Annotated in this window: 17 protein-coding genes; 12 read left to right on the forward strand and 5 right to left on the reverse strand. The window is 60.8% G+C overall.

The features are described 5' to 3' along the window. The first annotated feature begins 207 nt into the window (after positions 1 to 207). From ASC85_RS03365 to ASC85_RS03375, 3 genes are all read left to right on the forward strand, one after another. Entirely contained in the window at positions 208 to 2694 is a 2487-nt protein-coding gene (locus tag ASC85_RS03365) for a circularly permuted type 2 ATP-grasp protein (protein WP_057448270.1), read from the forward strand. Then, positions 2694 to 3587, forward strand: coding sequence for a transglutaminase family protein (locus tag ASC85_RS03370; RefSeq protein ID WP_057448271.1), 894 nt, complete (start codon positions 2694 to 2696; stop codon positions 3585 to 3587). The genes ASC85_RS03365 and ASC85_RS03370 overlap by 1 nt, the downstream gene beginning before the upstream one ends. A 127-nt stretch (positions 3588 to 3714) precedes the next feature. Next, positions 3715 to 4092 (forward strand): NUDIX hydrolase, encoded by a 378-nt coding sequence (locus ASC85_RS03375; RefSeq protein ID WP_057448272.1) that lies wholly within the window; start codon positions 3715 to 3717, stop codon positions 4090 to 4092. Positions 4093 to 4165: 73 nt separating this feature from the next. Here the strand turns inward: ASC85_RS03375 and ASC85_RS03380 are convergent, their stop codons facing one another. After that, complete coding sequence (locus ASC85_RS03380; RefSeq protein WP_057448273.1) at positions 4166 to 4354, reverse strand: hypothetical protein; 189 nt, start codon at positions 4352 to 4354, stop codon at positions 4166 to 4168. A 68-nt stretch (positions 4355 to 4422) separates the two neighbouring features. After that, positions 4423 to 5010 (reverse strand): TIGR00730 family Rossman fold protein, encoded by a 588-nt coding sequence (locus tag ASC85_RS03385; RefSeq protein WP_003197276.1) that lies wholly within the window; start codon positions 5008 to 5010, stop codon positions 4423 to 4425. A gap of 342 nt (positions 5011 to 5352) precedes the next feature. On the opposite strand from ASC85_RS03385, the gene azu reads away from it, so the two are divergent. After that, positions 5353 to 5799, forward strand: coding sequence for an azurin (gene azu, locus ASC85_RS03390; RefSeq protein ID WP_057448274.1), 447 nt, complete (start codon positions 5353 to 5355; stop codon positions 5797 to 5799). Between the two features lie 455 nt (positions 5800 to 6254). Here azu and nadE read toward each other — a convergent pair whose 3' ends face one another. From nadE to ASC85_RS03405, 3 genes are all read right to left on the reverse strand, one after another. Next, entirely contained in the window at positions 6255 to 7082 is an 828-nt protein-coding gene (nadE, locus tag ASC85_RS03395) for an ammonia-dependent NAD(+) synthetase (RefSeq protein ID WP_046064346.1), read from the reverse strand. Positions 7083 to 7086: 4 nt separating this feature from the next. Next, complete coding sequence (gene pncB / locus ASC85_RS03400; RefSeq protein WP_057448275.1) at positions 7087 to 8313, reverse strand: nicotinate phosphoribosyltransferase; 1227 nt, start codon at positions 8311 to 8313, stop codon at positions 7087 to 7089. A 113-nt stretch (positions 8314 to 8426) separates the two neighbouring features. Beyond that, complete coding sequence (locus tag ASC85_RS03405; protein ID WP_057448276.1) at positions 8427 to 9335, reverse strand: LysR family transcriptional regulator; 909 nt, start codon at positions 9333 to 9335, stop codon at positions 8427 to 8429. Positions 9336 to 9512: 177 nt separating this feature from the next. On the opposite strand from ASC85_RS03405, the gene amaB reads away from it, so the two are divergent. The 8 genes from amaB (at position 9513) to ASC85_RS03445 (ending at position 19507) form a co-directional block, all read left to right on the forward strand. After that, positions 9513 to 11003: an L-piperidine-6-carboxylate dehydrogenase gene (amaB, locus tag ASC85_RS03410; protein WP_057448277.1), complete on the forward strand. Its 1491-nt coding sequence runs from the start codon at positions 9513 to 9515 to the stop codon at positions 11001 to 11003. A 156-nt stretch (positions 11004 to 11159) separates the two neighbouring features. Then, on the forward strand, positions 11160 to 12443 hold the full coding sequence (amaA, locus tag ASC85_RS03415; RefSeq protein ID WP_057448278.1) for an L-pipecolate oxidase: 1284 nt from the start codon (positions 11160 to 11162) through the stop codon (positions 12441 to 12443). Between the two features lie 370 nt (positions 12444 to 12813). Further along, a complete protein-coding gene (locus ASC85_RS03420; protein WP_057448279.1) occupies positions 12814 to 13950 on the forward strand; it encodes a branched-chain amino acid ABC transporter substrate-binding protein in 1137 nt (378 codons plus the stop codon). Positions 13951 to 14114: 164 nt separating this feature from the next. Next, a complete protein-coding gene (locus tag ASC85_RS03425) occupies positions 14115 to 15029 on the forward strand; it encodes an ABC transporter permease subunit (protein ID WP_014336328.1) in 915 nt (304 codons plus the stop codon). A gap of 2 nt (positions 15030 to 15031) precedes the next feature. Next, positions 15032 to 16312: a high-affinity branched-chain amino acid ABC transporter permease LivM gene (gene livM / locus ASC85_RS03430; protein WP_057448280.1), complete on the forward strand. Its 1281-nt coding sequence runs from the start codon at positions 15032 to 15034 to the stop codon at positions 16310 to 16312. Continuing rightward, complete coding sequence (locus ASC85_RS03435; RefSeq protein ID WP_057448281.1) at positions 16309 to 17181, forward strand: ABC transporter ATP-binding protein; 873 nt, start codon at positions 16309 to 16311, stop codon at positions 17179 to 17181. The genes livM and ASC85_RS03435 overlap by 4 nt, the downstream gene beginning before the upstream one ends. Next, entirely contained in the window at positions 17178 to 17894 is a 717-nt protein-coding gene (locus tag ASC85_RS03440) for an ABC transporter ATP-binding protein (protein WP_057448282.1), read from the forward strand. The genes ASC85_RS03435 and ASC85_RS03440 overlap by 4 nt, the downstream gene beginning before the upstream one ends. A gap of 848 nt (positions 17895 to 18742) precedes the next feature. After that, positions 18743 to 19507, forward strand: coding sequence for an SDR family oxidoreductase (locus ASC85_RS03445; RefSeq protein WP_003197302.1), 765 nt, complete (start codon positions 18743 to 18745; stop codon positions 19505 to 19507). Positions 19508 to 19642: the final 135 nt, after the last annotated feature.

A 19642-nucleotide genomic window follows, 5' to 3' on the forward strand; every position in this document is an offset into this window, starting at 1 on the left:
TGTGTAGGAGCTGTCGAGTGCAACGAGGCTGCGATCTTTCCCCTGCCAATTGAGTCTGGAGTGAAAGATCAAGATCAAGATCAAAAGATCGCAGCCTCCGGCAGCTCCTACAGGGCACGCCTCAGCGTCTGGTCACACTCTTCCACCTATCCGGGCGTCATGCGCTTGCGCTAGTCTCACCTTTTATTGCCGTCTGCCGAGCTTTCCATGCCTGACCTGCTTGACCGTTACCCGCTGACGACGGGCACCTATCACGAACTGTTGGACGACAACGGTGCGGTGCGTCCGCACTGGCGGCGGTTGTTCGATCAGTTGCAGCGCAGCACGCCGGCTCACCTGATCCAGCGTCAGGCGCTGCTGGCTCGGCAGATCCAGGAAAACGGTGTCACCTATAACGTCTACGCCGATCCGAAGGGCGCCGACCGGCCGTGGGAGCTGGACCTGCTGCCCCACGTGATCGACCCGCAGGAATGGAAACATCTGGCGGCCGGGATCGCCCAGCGTGCGCGGCTGCTCAATGCGGTGCTGGCCGATCTGTATGGGCCACAGCGGCTGATCAGCGAAGGGCTGCTGCCGGCAGAGCTGGTATTCGGGCACAACAATTTCCTTTGGCCCTGCCAGGGCATCGCGCCACCGGACGGCAGCTTCCTGCACTTGTATGCGGTTGATCTGGCGCGCACGCCCGATGGCCGTTGGTGGGTCACGGCGGATCGGACCCAGGCGCCTTCGGGGGCCGGTTATGCGCTGGAAAATCGCATGATCGTTTCCCGCGCGTTCCCCGATTTGTATCGCGACTTGAAGGTGCGGCACTTGTCCGGTTTTTTCCGCACCTTGCAGGAAACCCTGGCACGCCAGGCACCCAGCGACGGTGAGTCGCCACTGGTGGTGCTGTTGACGCCGGGGCGGTTCAACGAAAGTTATTTCGAACATCTTTATCTGGCGCGCCAGCTCGGCTATCCGCTGGTAGAGGGAGGCGACCTGACCGTGCGGGACGCCACGGTCTACCTCAAGACCCTCAGTGGCCTGCGCCGGGTCCACGCCATCATGCGCCGGCTCGACGACGATTTCTGCGACCCCCTGGAGCTGCGCACCGATTCAGCCCTCGGCGTGCCGGGACTGCTGGAAGCGGTGCGCCAGGGCCGGGTGCTGGTGGCCAATGCCCTGGGCAGCGGCGTGCTGGAGTCGCCGGGCCTGCTGGGGTTCCTGCCGAAGATCAACCAGTATCTGTTCGGCGAGGAATTGATACTGCCGTCCATCGCCACCTGGTGGTGCGGTGAGCCGCCGGTGCTGGCCCAGGCCCTGGAAAAGCTGCCGCAACTGTTGATCAAGCCGGCGTTTCCGTCCCAAAGCTTCACCCCGGTGTTCGGCCGGGACCTGGACGAGGCGCAGCGCGGCCAACTGGCGGCGCGCATGCAGGCTCGGCCCTATGCCTATGTCGCCCAGGAGTTGGCGCAACTGTCCCAGGCCCCGGTCTGGCAGGCCGAAGACGGGCACATCCAGCCTCGGGCCATCGGCATGCGCGTGTATGCCGTGTCCGGGAAGGATGATTATCGGGTGCTGTCGGGTGGCCTGACCCGCGTGGCCGCCGAGGCCGACGCCGAAGTGGTGTCGATGCAGCGCGGCGGCGCCAGCAAGGACACTTGGGTGTTGGGCGAGCAGGCGCCCGGCGGTGAACAATGGACGGCCCAGCGAACCGTCGGCGTCCACGACCTGGTTCGACGCGATCCGTACCTGCCTTCGCGGGTGGTGGAAAACCTGTTCTGGTTCGGCCGTTACTGCGAGCGCTGCGACGACAGCGCGCGGCTGCTGCGGATCATGCTGGGGCGTTACGTCGATGGCGACGACCCGCAGGCCCTGCAGTCGGCGGTGTCCCTGGGCGAAAGCCTGATGCTGCTGCCTGAAGAGGGCGAGCTGCACGAGCGTTTGCTGGCGGCGCTGTTGGGGGACGACTGGTCGTTCAGCCTGCGTTCCAACCTGCAGCGCTTGCAGTGGGCGGCCTCGCAGGTTCGCGGCAAGCTGTCCCGGGAGAACTGGCAGGCGCTGGTGGAGTTGCAGCGCGAAGCGATGGAGCTGGAAACCGAGGAGCCGGATTTCGGTGAGTTGCTGGATTTCCTCAATCGGCTAGTGATGTCCCTGGCGGCGTTGTCCGGATTTGCCTTGGACGACATGACCCGCGATGAGGGCTGGCGCTTCTTGATGATTGGCCGGCGCCTGGAACGCTTGCAGTTCCTCAGCAGCAGCCTGGCGGCGTTTTTGCGCAGCGATGCGGTGTTCGACCAGGCCGGGCTGGAGTGGCTGCTGGAACTGGGCAACAGCAGCATTACCTACCGTTCGCGCTACCTGGCGGTGGCGCAACTGATCCCGGTGCTGGACCTGTTGTTGCTGGACGAACAGAACCCCCACGCGGTGCTTTTCCAGTTAAAGCTGGTGGCCCGCACGCTCAAACGCCTGAACGACGATTTTGGCGCACCGAAGGAAACGGCCTTGCCAGAGTTGGTGACGCGTCTTTCTCGCTTTGACTTGCGTTGCCTGGAGAATCCCCTGTTTGGTGAGGCCAGTCTGCGCGCAGCACTTGATGGGCTGGCCGACCTGTTGCAGGAAGTGGCCGATGTCGGTGGCCAGGTATCCGATCGCCTGGCCTTGCGTCATTTCGCCCACGTCGATGACGTCAGCCAACGCACGGTGTCCGTCTGATGAGCGCTCGTTACCAGATCCTCCACGACACCCATTACCACTACGACAGCCCGGTATCGCTGGCCCAGCAGCTTGCCCATCTGTGGCCGCGCGCCTGTGACTGGCAGCGTTGCACCGAACAGCAATTGCTGATCAGCCCGGAGCCGACAACCCGTCGCGATGAGCAGGATGTGTTTGGCAACCCGCTGACCCGCCTGGCCTTCGAACGCCCCCACGACGAGCTGCTGGTCAATGCTCGCCTGAGCGTCGAGGTGCTGTCTCGCCCCGCGTTGGACTTCAACCTGTCCCCGGCCTGGGAGTCGACCTGCAACGCGCTGACCTACAGCGGCCGGCCACTTGCTGCGCCATTGCTGGAGGCGTGCCGTTTTCGTTTCGAGTCACCGTATGTGCACCTCAAGCGCAGCTTCGTCGAGTTTTCCGAAAGCTGCTTCCCGCCGGGGCGACCATTGATGGTTGGCGTGCGGGCGCTGATGGAAAAGATTTTCGAGGAGTTCACCTTCGATGCCGAGGCGACCCAAGTGGCCACGCCGCTGGTGGAGGTGCTGGAGCGGCGGCGGGGCGTGTGCCAGGACTTCGCCCACTTGATGCTGGCCTGCGTGCGCTCTCGCGGGCTGGCGGCGCGTTACGTCAGCGGCTACCTCCTGACCCAGCCGCCACCCGGCCAACCCCGGCTGATTGGCGCCGATGCGTCCCATGCCTGGGTCTCGGTGTATTGCCCGGTATTGGGTTGGGTGGACTTTGACCCGACCAACAACGTCCAGCCGGCCCTGGAACACATCACCCTGGCCTGGGGCCGGGACTTTTCCGATGTGTCGCCGCTGCGGGGGGTGATCCTGGGCGGCGGCAATCATGATCCCGAGGTGCGGGTGACGGTGATGCCGCTGGAGTCATGAATTAATACGTAGGAGCTGCCGAAGGCTGCGATCTTTTGATCTTTTGATCCTTTGCTCCAGACTCAATTGGCAGGGGAAAGATCGCAGTCTCGTTGCACTCGACAGCTCCTACACAGCGAGACCCATTATGTTCCCGGTGTCCATCAAAGGCGTACTGCAATCCCCCGAAGGCCTGGTCGTGCTGATGCTCAACGAACGGGATGAATGGGAGCTGCCCGGTGGACGGATCGAGCTGGGCGAAACGGCGCCGCAGTGCCTGGCCCGGGAAATTGCCGAGGAGCTGGCGGTTGAGGTGAGCGTGGGGGAACCTCTGGATTCGTACCTGTTCGAGGTCATTCCCGGCAAGCACGTCTTCATCTCTACGTACCGCTGCCAGTTGCTGGGCGGTTTCGTGCCGATGATCAGCCATGAGCACAAGCAGATCGGGTTGTTCGAGCCTGGCCAATTGCCGGCCAATCTACCTGCAGGCTATCGCCTGTCGATTATCAAGGCGCTGGGATTGTGAGGGCCGGCAGTAGGACTGCCGGCCCTGGACACGGAACCGGGGGGCCGGATCGAATCATCGGGCCCTGGGGGTATCAGGCGTCGGGCGCCTGATCTTTCGGTGCATCAACATCATCTTCTGCCGCCACTTCGCCTTCGGTATCCGGGGTCAGTGCGGCTTCTTCTTCAGCTGTGGCTTTCTTGCGCTGCAGCTTTTCCTCTTTCTTCTGCTCCTTGGCCAGGTCTCTCTGACGTTTGGCGAAGGAATAATTGGGTTTGGCCATGGGCGATCCTCTAGGGTCGAAGGTGAGGTTGAGCGGCGCATATTCTGCCCTGTATCGGGGCCGAGCCGTTAGCTGGGTTTTTGTTCGGCCCACTTTGGCTGCACTGACGGTTGCCATTCGTCCAGCGCATCAAGCAGGTTCTGCGCTGATTCGCTCACTTGCAGCATGTCACGATGGGGCGCGCGGACGAAGCCTTCGCCGACGATATGATCGAGAAACCCGGTGAGCTTGCTGTAGAAACCGTTCACTTCCAGCAGCCCCAGCGGTTTGCCGTGGTAGCCGAGTTGGCCCCAGGTCCAGACTTCGAACAACTCCTCCAGCGTGCCGAGACCGCCGGGCAGGGCGATGAAGGCATCGCTGAGTTCGGCCATGCGCGCCTTGCGGGCGTGCATGCCGTCCACCACTTCCAGGCGGGTCAGGCCGCTGTGGCCGATTTCCTTGTCCTTGAGGCTTTGCGGGATGATGCCGATGACCTCGCCGCCGGCCGCCAGGGCCGCGTCGGCGACGATCCCCATCAGGCCGACGGCGCCGCCGCCATAGACCAAGGTCAATTTTCGTTCCGCCAATGCCCGGCCCAGGGCCTGCGCCGCTTCACGATACGCTGGATCGGTGCCGGTGCTGGCGCCGCAAAATACACAAACAGACGCGATGGACATGCTTTACTCCATGATCAGTAACCGACCCAGAGTAAAGCCTGGCTTTGGTGGCGCAAAGCGATTAAACCTCGCGTTGGGTTTTTTCGTAGGTGCCACTGGCGCCGCAGGCGTAGGCGGCGAGCAAGCTGCATAACAGGCTGTTGACGTTCATGATGGGCGCTCCCGAGAGGTGGTGAGGCTGATCATAGAGTGGCGTCATCCCTCTGGCTGGTTGATTGTGTCCATCAGGCTGATAGCCTTAAGTTGTATACAATCTTTGATTCAGGTCATAGGAACTTGTCTGAAATTCAGGCAGTCTTCCCCTTTGACGGATTTTTGTTAACCATGCCTTGGAGATTCACGATGTTTGCCAAACTTGTTGCAGTATCCCTGTTGACGCTGGCCAGCAGCCAACTGATGGCAGCGGAGTGCAAGACCACCATCGACTCGACCGACCAGATGTCCTTCAACACCAAGGCCATCGAGATCGACAAGAGCTGCAAGACGTTCACCGTTGAGCTGACGCATTCGGGCAGCTTGCCGAAAAACGTCATGGGCCATAACTGGGTGCTGAGCAAAGAGGCTGACATGCAGCCGATCGCCACCGATGGCCTGGGCGCTGGCATCGACAAGAATTACCTGAAAGAAGGTGATACTCGCATCATCGCCCACACCAAGCTCATTGGTGCCAAGGAAACCGACTCGGTGACCTTCGATGTGTCGAAGCTCAATGCCTCCGAGAAGTACGGCTTCTTCTGCTCGTTCCCGGGCCACATCTCGATGATGAAAGGCACCGTTACCCTGAAGTAATTCATTTCGACCGCAAAAAAAGCGGCGCTTCTTTCAGAAATGGGAAGCGCCGTTTTTTTGGTTTTTTAGAAAGCTCGGTGTTTAGTTGCTTTGGGGTGTATATCCATTTCTGCGGTGACGGCCGCTTATGGTTCCGCTTTTACAGCGGCTCACTTTTGGAAGAGCGCAAAAGTAAGCAAAACGCTTTTGCCCCACCACTCGGTGCCTCGCCTAGGCTCGGCATCCATGCCGGGTTGCCCACTGCGCAACACCTTCGTTCAGCCAGCGTGGTTAACGGGGCGCCCGAGATCAACGTCCTCCACGAGGCGGCCTAGTAGCCGACCTGGCTCTCCCGGTCGTACACCCGTTAGATCTGTGGGAGCAAAGCTTGCTCGCGAAAGCGATGTGTCAGTTTGCGATGATGTAGGATATGCCGGCTTCATCGCGAGCAAGCTCGCTCTCACAGGGATTACCCGTTACGGAGCGTAAGGCATCACCCGCTTGTGCTCAGTCTTGCGATAGGTCTCGCAAATGATCCTGAACGCCTCGTCCCGCACAGGCTCGCCGTGCAGGAACGCATCGATCTCGGCATAGGTCACGCCATGGGAGGCTTCATCCGGCTTGCCTGGGGACAGGTCCTCAAGGTCGGCGGTGGGGATTTTTTCCACCAGCGACTCCGGCGCACCAAAGTCACGGGCAATGGCCCGGACCTGGTTTTTCACCAAGCCACTCAACGGCGCCAGGTCGCAGGCGCCATCACCGAACTTGGTGAAGAAACCCATCACCGCTTCGGCGGCATGGTCGGTGCCGATCACCAGGCCGTGCTCGGTGCCCGCGATGGTGTATTGCGCCACCATGCGCATCCTCGCCTTGGTATTGCCCAGCACGAAATCCCGCGAGACCGCTGCCTTGCCTTCGAACGCCGCGACTTGATCGGCCAAGGCCTTGACCGCCGGACCGATGTTGACGGTATGGCGCTCGTCCGGGTCGATGAAGTCCACACAGGCTTGGGCTTCATGCTCGTCGAACTGGGTTTCGTACGGCAGGCGCACGGCGATGAACTTGTAGGCGGCGTTACCGGTTTTCTCCCGCAGTTCGCGCATGGCACGTTGGGCCAGCAGCCCGGCGGTCAACGAATCGACGCCACCGCTGATGCCCAGTACGAGGGACTTGAGGCCGGAGTTGACCAGGCAATCCTGGATAAAGCCCACCCGCCGGGCGATTTCGGCCTTGAGGGCGGCGTCATCGGCGAACGGTGGCTGGACCTTGAGCTGTTCAGCAATCTCACGCTGTACGGCTTGCATGAATTCACTCCTTGCTTGATGTGTCTGAAAGGGCGGCAGGTACTTGGAAAACATGTCGCATGTAGGCGACGAAATTCGGGTCTTTGCAGTGGGTCTTGCCGGGCTCGTCTGAAATCTTGGCCACGGGTTGCCCGTCACAGCTGATCATTTTAAGCACGATGCTCATGGGCTCTACACCTGGAATGTCACACGTCAGGTTGGTGCCAATACCGAAGCTGACATTAATGCGACCACGCAATGCCCGAAAAATCTCCAGGCATTTGGGCAGTGTCAGGCTATCGGAGAACACCAGGGTCTTGCTCATCGGGTCGATGCCGAGCTTGTGATAGTGGGCAATGGCTTTTTCGGCCCAGATCACCGGGTCGCCCGAGTCATGGCGCAGACCGTCAAACAGCTTGGCGAAGAACAGATCGAAATCCTTGAGGAAGGCGTCCATGGTGATGCAATCGGTCAGGGCGATCCCCAGCAGGCCTCGGTACTCGCGCACCCAGCAATCGAGGGCGGCGATCTGGCTGTCGATCAGCCGCGGGCCCAATTGCTGGTGGGCCATGATCCACTCATGGGCCATGGTGCCCAGGGGCTTCATGTCCAGTTCCCGGGACAGGTGCACGTTGCTGGTGCCGACGAAACGCCCGGGGAAGTCGTGCTTGAGCACGTTGACCACTTCTTCCTGGACGCGGAAGGAAAAACGACGACGGGTGCCGAAGTCCGCGACTTGCAGCTCGGACAGTTCTTCGGCGCTGGCGTTGGCGCTCAGCCAGTCGAACTTGCGATAAAGCTGTTCCCGCGCCTGTTCCAGGACGATTTCACGATAGCGATAACGATTGCGCACCTCGCTGACGATAGCCAGCAACGGCACTTCGAACAGAATGACGTGCAGCCACGGCCCGCGCAGGCGGATGAACAACTCGCCGTTTTCGATACCGGTGTGCACGTAGCGCAGGTTGAAGCGAAACAGGCCCAGGAAACGCAGGAAGTCCGGCTTCAGAAAACTGATGCGCTCCAGGAAACCCAACTGGTCGGCGCTCAGGCTCAACTCGGCCAGGCGCTCGATCTGAAAGCGGACCTCCGCCAGGTAGGGGCGCAGGTCTTCGCTGTTGCGGCAGCGAAACTCCCATTCGACTTCGACGTTGGGGTAGTTGTGCAACACCGCCTGCATCATCGTCAGTTTGTAGAAGTCGGTGTCGAGCAGGTTCTGCACGATACGATCGGCAAATACACTCTCGCTCATAGGGTTCTCCAGACAGGCCGCAGCCATGGGCAGCGAGGTTCGGCGGTTTGTAGTGAAAGGGCTAGTGGCGCATAACCGTGGTGGGTATTGCCAGTGTTTTGTGTTGGCTGCCGCTATTGCGGTGCATCCGGGATGTCGATCTGCTCCAGCATCCACTCCACAAAAAGCCGCACCTTGGGCACTTCCGCCGAATGTTCCGGATAGGCCAGGTAATAGGCGTTGGTGCTGGGCATCGCGTGTTGCCAGGGGATGACCAGTTTGCCGTCGGCCAGTTCTTCTTCCACCAGAAACCGCGGCAGCAGGGCGACGCCGCAGCCGACCTGGGCCGCGCGGATGCACATGTAGAAAGTTTCGAAACGCGGCCCGTGGTAGCTGTGTTCGGTGTGGTAGCCCTGATTGTCGAACCAGTCGTGCCAGGCCTGGGGCCGCGAGGCGTTTTGCAGCAGCACCAGCTCGGCCAGTTGGGTCGGGTCGGTGAAGGGCTGCTCAGGCAGGCTGCCGGGCGCACAGACCGGCACCAGTTCTTCGCCAAACAGCTTCAGGGATTCGGTGCCGGGGCGCGAGCCTTGGCCGAAATAGAACGCCAGGTCGCTGCGCCCTTGCAGCAAGTCGTCGGCCTCCTGCTCGCTGCACAGGTCCAGGTGGATCTTCGGATGCCGCAATCGCCAGCCCTTCAAGCGTGGGACCAACCAGCGGGCGCCGAAGGTCGGGGGCGTGGAAACGCGCAGGACTTCGGTGTCGCCGCCGTAGGAGCGCAGGTAATGGGTAGACATCTCCACCTGCGTGAGGATTTTTCGCACTTCTCCCAGGTACAAATCACCGGCAGGCGTTAGCTGCAAGCGTCGGCGCACGCGCCGGAACAGCAAGTGCTGCAGCAACTCTTCCAGTTGCGCGACCTGTTTGCTGACGGCGCTCTGGGTCAGGTTCAGCTCTTCGGCGGCACGGGTGAAGCTCAAGTGGCGGGTCACCGCTTCGAAGCATTGCAGCGCCGTGATCGACGGCAAATAGCGTTTATTGAGCATGATGAGGCCTTATTTCTTGTGGCTCTGCTTATCCGGTCATGGCCAGCATGAATAAACGGAATGATATCTCGCTTAAAGGTCGTTTGTTGGCAAGACTCAGGCCAGCTACAACTACAGGTCTGATCAGTCGCATTCGTCCGGCTGCCAATCCTTTGTCTTTCGTGTGAGGAAATTTTCATGGTTGCTGCATTGCTTGATCGTCTGGGCGTCGACTCGGCCTTGTACCAGAACGGCACACAACCGGTGCATTCGCCCATTGATGGCAGCCGTATCGGCGCCGTGAACTGGGAAGGCGCAGCTGAAGTCGAGCAGCAGGTCAGCCGTGCCGAACACGCCTTCGACCTGTGGCGCCAGGTGCCGGCCCCGCGTCGCGGCGAGCTGGTGCGTCAATTTGGCGATCTGTTGCGTGAATACAAGGCCGACCTTGGCGAGCTGGTGTCGTGGGAAGCCGGCAAGATCACCCAGGAAGGCCTGGGTGAAGTGCAAGAGATGATCGACATCTGCGACTTCGCCGTCGGCCTGTCTCGCCAGTTGTACGGCCTGACCATCGCCTCCGAGCGTCCGGGCCACCACATGCGTGAGTCCTGGCATCCGCTGGGCGTGGTCGGGGTGATCAGTGCCTTCAACTTCCCGGTGGCGGTCTGGGCCTGGAACACCACGCTGGCCCTGGTGTGCGGCAACGCGGTGATCTGGAAACCGTCGGAAAAGACCCCGCTCACCGCCCTGGCGTGCCAGGCGCTGTTCGAGCGCGTGCTGAAGAACTTCAGCGATGCACCGCCGTACCTGAGCCAGGTGATCATCGGCGGTCGCGATGCCGGTGAAGCGCTGGTGGATGACCCGCGCGTGGCCTTGATCAGCGCCACCGGCAGCACCCGCATGGGCCGTGAAGTGGCACCGAAAGTCGCCGCGCGTTTTGCCCGCAGCATCCTGGAACTGGGCGGCAACAACGCCATGATCCTGGCCCCGAGCGCCGACCTGGACATGGCCGTGCGCGCCATCCTGTTCAGCGCCGTCGGCACCGCCGGCCAGCGTTGCACCACCCTGCGCCGGCTGATTGCCCATGAGTCGGTGAAGGAAGAGATCGTCACCCGCCTCAAGGCTGCCTATTCGAAAGTGCGTATCGGCCATCCGCTGGAAGGCAACCTGGTCGGGCCGCTGATCGACAAGCACAGCTTCGACAACATGCAGGATGCGCTGGAGCAGGCCTTGAGCGAAGGCGGGCGAGTCTTTGGTGGCAAGCGCCAGCTTGAAGACCAGTTCCCGAATGCCTATTACGTCTCGCCAGCCATCGTCGAGATGCCCGAGCAGAGCGATGTGGTGCGCCACGAAACCTTCGCGCCGATCCTGTACGTGGTCGGCTACAAGGATTTTGCCGAGGCCTTGCACCTGAACAATTCAGTGCCCCAGGGCCTGTCGTCCTGCATCTTCACCACCGACGTGCGTGAAGCCGAGCAATTCATGTCGGCCGTGGGCAGCGACTGCGGCATCGCCAACGTCAACATCGGCCCGAGCGGCGCCGAGATCGGCGGCGCATTCGGTGGCGAAAAAGAAACCGGCGGCGGTCGCGAATCCGGCTCCGACGCCTGGCGCGGCTACATGCGCCGCCAGACCAACACCGTGAACTACTCGCTGGAGTTGCCGTTGGCGCAGGGGATTACCTTCGACTGAGGTCGAGTCAACGGAAATCCCCTGTGGGAGCGAGCCTGCTCGCGATAGCGTCGAATCAGCCGACATCAATATCGGTAGATAAACCGCCATCGCGAGCAAGCTCGCTCCCACAAATGAAATGGTGTGGTGGTTGGGTTTCTTTTTCGGAGTCTGGCAATGCCGTTACGCGAAGAATGTCTGTGGGAAAAACTGACGCCGCAAAGGCCTGAAAACAGCGCGCTCACCGGCGAAGTCACGGCTGACGTCTGTGTGATCGGCGCGGGTTTTACCGGGCTGTCGGCGGCGGTGCATTTGCTCGAGCAAGGCAAACGCGTGGTTGTGCTGGAAGCTCATCGGGCCGGGCACGGCGGATCGGGGCGTAACGTCGGGTTAGTCAACGCCGGCCTGTGGATCCCGCCGGATGACATCGAGGCCGGGTTTGGCGAGGCGGTGGGCAGCCAGCTCAATCGCATGCTGGGGGCGGCGCCGGCCCTGGTGTTCAGCCTTATCGATAAATACAACATTGATTGCCAACTGCGCCGCGAAGGCACCCTGCACATGGCCCATAACGCCCGGGGCGAGGCCGACCTGCGCAGTCGCGAAGAGCAATGGAAGCGCCGCGGTGCCCCGGTGGAATTGCTCACCGGCCAGGCCTGTGTCGATGCCACCGGCACGTCGAAAATCGCCGCGGCACTGCTCGACCGTCGCGCCGGCACGCTCAACCCGATGGCCTACACCAGCGGGTTGGCCAAGGCCGCCACGGACCTTGGCGGCCAGTTGTTCGACCACTCGCCGGTGACGCGCCTGGAACGCCAAGGCCAGCGCTGGTCGGTGCAGACTGCCCAGGGTTCGGTGCTGGCCGAGCAGGTGGTGATCGCCTCCAATGCCTACACCGAGGGCGACTGGACCGAACTGCGGCGCAATTTCTTCCCCGGCTATTACTATCAGGTCGCCTCGGTCCCGCTGACCGACGAGGCCGCCCGCCGCATTCTGCCGGGCGGGCAGGGCTCGTGGGATACCCGCCAGGTATTGAGCAGCATCCGCCGGGACAAGGACGGTCGTTTGCTGCTGGGCAGCCTGGGCAACGGCAACCGCAAGCCGACCTGGTTCCTCAAGGCCTGGGCCGACCGGGTGCAGCAGCACTATTTTCCTTACCTCAAGTCGGTGGAGTGGGAGTGCACCTGGACCGGTTGCATTGCCTTTACCCCCGATCACTTGATGCGTCTGTTCGAACCGGCCCCCGGGCTGGTGGCCGTTACCGGCTACAACGGCCGGGGCGTGACTACTGGCACGGTGGTCGGCAAGGCATTCGCCGATTACCTGTGCCATGGCGATGCCCAGGCCTTGCCGATCCCGTTCGCACCCATGCAGCCATTGGCCGGGGTGGGATTGCGCAGTTGCCTGTATGAGGCGGGCTTTTCGCTGTATCACGCGGGCCAGTGCCTGCGGATCGTCATTTGAGTGTTGAAAATTGTTGCTGAAACCCGCGTTTTCCGGCGTAGCGTCTAGCCTGTTATGGTGCGGGTTGTAGCAATCGCGCACCGACAGTGTGCAGTTCGGTGACGTGGGTTGTTACACAGTGGTTGCACGCCGTTTCGTGCGATGGTTGCAATGATGGCTCACGGAGGGTTTCACCCATTTGAATAAAAGGTTGCACCTCGTGCGGTTTAGACGGTTGCACGCCCTATGAAAAAGGGCTCGAAACAGTCGAAATAACAATAAAGCAGCGACTTTTTTCAGAATAAAAAACCGATGGCACGGCCCTTGCTCTGAGCTTTTCAGTGAAATGAAGTCGCAGTGCCAACTAAAAAAAACCTTGGAGCACCACCTCATGTCCCAGACGTTTTACAAGAAAGGTTTCCTGGCCCTCGCAGTGGCAGCTGCGTTGGGTGTTTCTGCGTTTGCTCAAGCTGATGTGAAATTTGGTGTGGCGGGGCCGATGACCGGCGCCAACGCTGCATTTGGCGAGCAGTACATGAAAGGTGCCCAGGCGGCAGCCGATGCCATCAACAAGGCCGGTGGCGTCAATGGTGAGAAGATCGTACTGGTCGCCGGCGACGATGCCTGCGAACCCAAGCAGGCCGTGGCCGTGGCCAACCGCCTGGTCGACCAGGACAAGGTGATCGGCGTGGTCGGGCACTTCTGCTCGTCCAACACCATCCCGGCCTCCGAGGTCTACGACGAAGCCGGCATCATCGCCATCACCCCGGGCTCCACCAACCCACAGGTCACCGAGCGCGGCCTGAGCGCCATGTTCCGCATGTGCGGCCGTGACGACCAGCAGGGCATCGTGGCAGGCGACTACATCGTCGACGTGCTCAAGGGCAAGAAAGTGGCTGTGCTGCACGACAAGGACACCTACGGCCAAGGCCTGGCGGATGCCACCAAGGCACAACTGGCCAAGCGTGGCGTGAAGGAAGTGCTGTACGAAGGCCTGACCCGTGGCGAGAAAGACTTCAGCGCCGTGGTGACCAAGATCCGTTCGGCCGGTGCCGATGTGGTCTATTTCGGTGGTCTGCACCCGGAAGCCGGCCCGCTGGTTCGCCAGTTGCGTGAGCAAGGGCTCAAGGACGTTAAGTTCATGTCCGACGATGGCATCGTCACCGACGAACTGGTCACCACCGCTGGCGGCGCGCAATACGTCGATGGCGTGTACATGACCTTCGGTGCCGACCCGCGCCTGCTGCCAGACAGCAAGGCCGTGGTTGAAGAGTTCCGCAAGAACGGCACCGAGCCTGAAGGCTACACCCTGTACGCCTACGCTTCGGTGCAGGCCCTGGCCGCCGGTTTCAATGGCGCCAAGTCCAACAAAGGCGAAGATGCGGCCAAGTGGCTCAAGGCCAACCCCGTCCAGACCGTGATGGGCAAGAAGGAATGGGACGCCAAGGGCGACTTGAAAGTCTCCGACTACGTGGTCTACCAGTGGGACAAAGACGGCAAATATCACCAGTTGGAAAAACAGAAGTAAGGGCTGAAACGACCGTCCACGCCTCCTTTGGGAGCCGGGCAAGCCCTGGTTTCCATGAGGCTCGCGCCGGTCGTGCCTGACATTGCTCTGACGTAAATCTGTATTTTCCTTAGAAGAGCCGCACACCTCAGGGTGTGCAGGTTCTCACTGCGTGAGATTGCGTTATGGATGGTATTTTCCTGCAGCAACTGATCAATGGCCTGACCCTCGGGTCAGTCTATGGTCTGATCGCCATCGGCTACACAATGGTCTATGGCATCATCGGCATGATCAACTTCGCCCACGGCGAGGTTTACATGATTTCCGCTTACCTCGCGGCAATCAGTCTGGCTCTGCTGGCTTACTTCGGTATTGAATCCTTTCCGCTTATGATCCTCGGCACTCTCGTGTTCACGGTCGTGGTCACCGGGGTATACGGCTGGGTCATCGAACGCGTCGCCTACAAACCCCTGCGCAACTCAACCCGGCTGGCACCGCTGATCAGCGCCATCGGCATTTCGCTGATCCTGCAGAACTACGCACAGATCAGCCAGGGCGCCCGCCAACAGGGTGTCCCGACACTGCTCGAAGGCGCCATGCGCGTCGATATCGGCAGTGGTTTCGTCCAGCTCACCTACACCAAGATTTTCATCCTGATCGCCGCATTCGCCGGGATGGCCTTGCTGACCTACATCATCAAGTACACCAAGCTCGGACGCATGTGCCGCGCCACCCAGCAAGACCGCAAGATGGCGTCGATCCTGGGGATCAACACCGACCGGGTGATTTCCTACGTGTTCATCATCGGCGCGGCCATGGCGGCCCTGGCCGGCGTGCTGATCACCATGAACTACGGCACGTTCGACTTCTATGCCGGTTTCATCATCGGCATCAAGGCGTTCACCGCGGCGGTACTCGGCGGCATTGGCTCCCTGCCTGGGGCGATGCTCGGCGGGATCATCCTCGGCATTTCCGAGTCGCTGTTCGCCGGTCTGATCAACTCTGACTACAAAGACGTGTTCAGTTTCTCGCTGCTGGTGCTGATTCTGATTTTCCGTCCCCAAGGCCTGTTGGGTCGCCCACTCGTGGCGAAGGTATAAGTATGTCTGCTGCCAATAAATCGATTGATATCAAAAAGAGCGTCATCGACGCGATCCTGGCCGGCTTGATCTCGCTGATTGTGTTCGGGCCGATTGTCGGCGTGGTGCTCGACGGCTACAGCTTCAACCTGCAACCGGCCCGCGTCGGCTGGCTGGTGGCGATCGTGATGATCGGGCGCTTTGCCTTGAGCCTGTTCCTGCAAACCCCCAAGGGACTGAAGATTCTCCAGGGTTTTGAAAGCACCGGCTCCGGTGTGCATGTGCTGCCGCCCGACTACAAGTCGCGCCTGCGCTGGATCATCCCGGCACTGATCGTGATTGCCATCGTGTTTCCGTTCTTCGCCAACAAATACGTACTCACGGTGGTCATCCTCGGGCTGATCTATGTGCTGTTGGGCCTGGGCCTGAACATCGTGGTCGGCCTGGCGGGGCTGCTCGACCTGGGTTACGTAGCGTTCTACGCCATCGGCGCCTATGGCCTGGCGCTGGGCTATCAATACCTGGGGCTGGGGTTCTGGACAGTACTGCCACTGGCGGCCATCGCGGCGGCGATGGCGGGGTGCATATTGGGATTCCCGGTATTGCGAATGCACGGTGACTACCTGGCCATCGTGACCCTGGGCTTTGGCGAAATCATTCGCCTGGTGCTCAACAACTGGCTGTCGTTCACCGGCGGGCCGAATGGCATGCCCGTGCCGTCGCCGACCTTTTTCGGCCTGGAGTTTGGTCGAAGGGCCAAGGATGGTGGGGTACCGTTCCATGAGTTCTTCGGCATCGACTACAACCCCAATATCAAATTCCTGTTCATCTACATCGTGCTGTTCATCACGGTGCTGCTGGTGCTCTACGTCAAGCATCGCCTGACCCGCATGCCGGTCGGACGTGCCTGGGAAGCCTTGCGCGAGGATGAAATCGCCTGCCGCTCCATGGGCCTGAACCATGTGCTGGTCAAGCTCTCGGCCTTCACCATCGGTGCGTCCACGGCGGGCCTGGCGGGGGTGTTCTTTGCCAGTTACCAGGGCTTCGTCAACCCGTCGTCGTTCACCTTCTTCGAGTCGGCGCTGATCCTGGCGATTGTGGTGCTGGGGGGCATGGGCTCGACGGTCGGCGTGGTGATTGCCGCGTTTGTGCTCACCGTGGCGCCGGAGCTGCTGCGCAGTTTCTCTGAATACCGGGTGCTGCTGTTCGGCGTGCTGATGGTGTTGATGATGATCTGGCGGCCTCGCGGCCTGATCCGTATCAGCCGTACCGGGGTGACGCCGCGCAAGGGGGTAGCGCCATGAGCGAAGTCGTACTCAAAGTTGAAAACCTGATGATGCAGTTCGGTGGCATCAAGGCCCTCAGCGACGTCAGCCTGCAAGTCAAGCGCAACTCGATCTTTGCCCTGATCGGCCCCAATGGTGCGGGCAAGACCACGGTGTTCAACTGCCTGACCGGTTTCTACAAGGCTTCGGGCGGGAAGATCGAGCTCAATGTGCGTGGCGAGCAAACCAACGTCATCAAACTGTTGGGCGAGGCGTTTCGCCCGACTGATTTCGTGTCGCCGAAGTCCTTCGCCAGCCGGCTGTACTACAAGATGTTCGGCGGCACCCACCTGGTGAACCGCGCCGGTCTGGCGCGCACCTTCCAGAACATTCGCCTGTTCAAGGAAATGTCGGTGCTGGAAAACCTGCTGGTGGCCCAGCACATGTGGGTCAACCGCAGCCTGGTGGCGGGCATCCTCAACACCAAGGGTTACCGCAAGGCCGAAAGCGACGCCCTGGACCATGCCTTCTATTGGCTGGAAGTGGTGGACCTGGTGGATTGCGCCAACCGCCTGGCGGGCGAGCTTTCCTACGGTCAGCAACGGCGTCTGGAGATCGCCCGGGCCATGTGTACCCGCCCGCAGATCATCTGCCTCGATGAACCGGCCGCCGGCCTCAACCCTCAGGAAACCGAAGCGCTGAGCGCGATGATCCGGCTGCTGCGCGACGAGCATGATCTGACCGTGGTGCTGATCGAACACGACATGGGCATGGTAATGAGCATTTCCGACCACATCGTGGTGCTGGACCACGGCAACGTGATCGCCGAGGGCGGTCCCGAGGCGATTCGCAACGATCCGAAGGTGATCGCGGCCTACCTGGGTGCCGATGAAGAGGAACTGGTATGAGTGGACCTATCCTCGAGCTCAAGGAGCTGGACGTGTTCTACGGGCCGATCCAGGCCCTGAAAAAAGTCTCGATGCACATTGGCGAAGGTGAAACCGTGAGCCTGATCGGCTCCAACGGAGCCGGCAAGTCCACGTTGCTGATGTCGATCTTCGGCCAGCCCCGTGCGGCGGGCGGGCAGATCATCTACCAGGGCGTGGACATCACCCACAAGTCGTCGCACTACATTGCCTCCAACGGCATCGCGCAGTCGCCGGAAGGGCGGCGGGTATTCCCGGACATGACCGTCGAGGAAAACCTGCTGATGGGCACCATTCCCATCGGTGACAAATACTCCAGCGAAGACATGCAGCGCATGTTCGAGCTGTTTCCACGGCTCAAGGAGCGCCGCAACCAGCGGGCCATGACCATGTCCGGCGGCGAGCAGCAAATGCTCGCCATCGCCCGGGCATTGATGAGCCGGCCCAAGTTGTTGCTGCTCGATGAGCCGAGCCTGGGGCTGGCGCCAATCGTGGTGAAGCAGATCTTCGCCACCCTGCGAGAGCTGGCGTCCACCGGGATGACCATCTTCCTGGTGGAGCAGAATGCCAACCACGCCCTCAGGCTGTCGGACCGGGCCTATGTGATGGTCAACGGCGAAATCCGCCTGACCGGCACGGGCAAGGAGCTGCTCGCCAACGAGGAAGTGCGCAACGCGTACCTGGGCGGGCATTGAGGCGGTTGTAGCAATGAAAAAAACCGGCGAGTGATCGCCGGTTTTTTTATATCCCCAACTCACTCTCAGTCTCTGTGGGAGCGAGCCTGCTCGCGAAAGCGGTGGATCAGTCGACATCCATGTATCTGACACTCCGCCTTCGCGAGCAGGCTCGCTCCCACAAGGGATTTGTATGTTTTTCACAATTGTGGACAACAATCCTGAACCCTTGCGAAACCGCGACATAAAGTCGCCGCAAACAGTTGTTTTGTCACGGTTTTGACTTGTCCCCGTTTGCTGTGGAACTGGCTGTGGGTAACGTGGGAGTAGCTGGCTGCAAGCCTTTGAATACGTGGCTTGCAGACCTATGGTTGTTTTTTGATCAGGCGTTTTTAGTCAAGCGGGAGTGGCTGTTGTCAACACTTTTATGAACACTGCAATGGGCTCGAAAGTCAGTGGGCAAGCCTGTGGATAAGTCTGTGATTAAACTCTGGAAAGACCGCGCTGAGCAGCGTCGTTACTGGCTTGGAGCCATCGCCCATCTCGCGTTGGCTTATAGCAGATAACTTGCGCTGCACAACCTCACTTGCAGGGTCAAGCGAAAAAATTTTCCAAATACCCCGCAAAGCCTTATGCACAGCGGCTTGCGGGTTTTGCACTTGCCCCCGATTACTGTGGACGTGCCTGTGGATAAGGTGCGGGCAACCGGCTGCGGCCCTTGTTTGGCAAGGCCTGGCGTTGATTGGTTGTTTTATGAGCAGTCGTGGGGCAAAAGTCGTGTGCAAGCCTTGCCCCTACCGTGCCAGGGCGGGCATGCTGTGGGCCGATTTCCATTCAATGGCTGTTGAAGTTCGAACAAGGAGAACACGATGTCTGACACCCTGTTTATTACCGGCGCGACGTCCGGTTTTGGTGAAGCCTGTGCCCGTCGTTTTGCCGAGGCCGGTTGGAAACTGGTGCTGACCGGTCGTCGTGAAGAACGCCTCAATGCCCTCTGTGCCGAGCTGTCGAAGCAGACTGAAGTCCATGGCCTGGTATTGGATGTGCGTGATCGCAAAGCCATGGAAGAGGCAATCGCCAACCTGCCGCCATCCTTCGCCAAATTGCGCGGGCTGATCAACAACGCCGGCCTGGCCCTGGGCGTTGACCCGGCACCCAAGTGCGACCTCGATGACTGGGACACCATGGTCGACACCAATGTGAAAGGGCTGATCTACAGCACTCGCCTGCTGTTGCCGCGCCTGATCGCCCACGGCCGTGGGGCCGGGATCGTCAACCTGGGCTCCATCGCCGGCAACTACCCGTATCCGGGCAGTCACGTGTATGGCGCGAGCAAGGCGTTCGTCAAACAGTTCTCCCTGAACCTGCGCTGCGACCTGCAAGGCACGGGCGTGCGGGTGAGCAATATTGAGCCGGGCCTGTGCGAGAGCGAGTTCTCCCTCGTGCGCTTCGGTGGCGACCAGGAGCGCTACAACGCGACCTACGCCGGCGCCGAGCCGATCCAGCCACAGGACATCGCCGATACGATTTTCTGGGTGCTCAATGCACCAGCGCACATCAACATCAACAGCCTGGAGCTGATGCCGGTGAGCCAGACCTGGGCCGGGTTTGCCATTGAGCGCAACAAAACATAAGACCGCGTTATCGTTCATCGCGGGCAAGCCTTGCTCCCACAAGTTTGACTCAGCTCTGGAGAGCAGGACTTCCACARGTTTGACTCAGCTCTGGAGAGCAGGACTTCCACAAGTTTGACTCAGCTCTGGAGAGCA

It is taken from the genome of Pseudomonas sp. Root401, assembly GCF_001425105.1.
Taxonomy (GTDB): domain Bacteria; phylum Pseudomonadota; class Gammaproteobacteria; order Pseudomonadales; family Pseudomonadaceae; genus Aquipseudomonas; species Aquipseudomonas brassicacearum.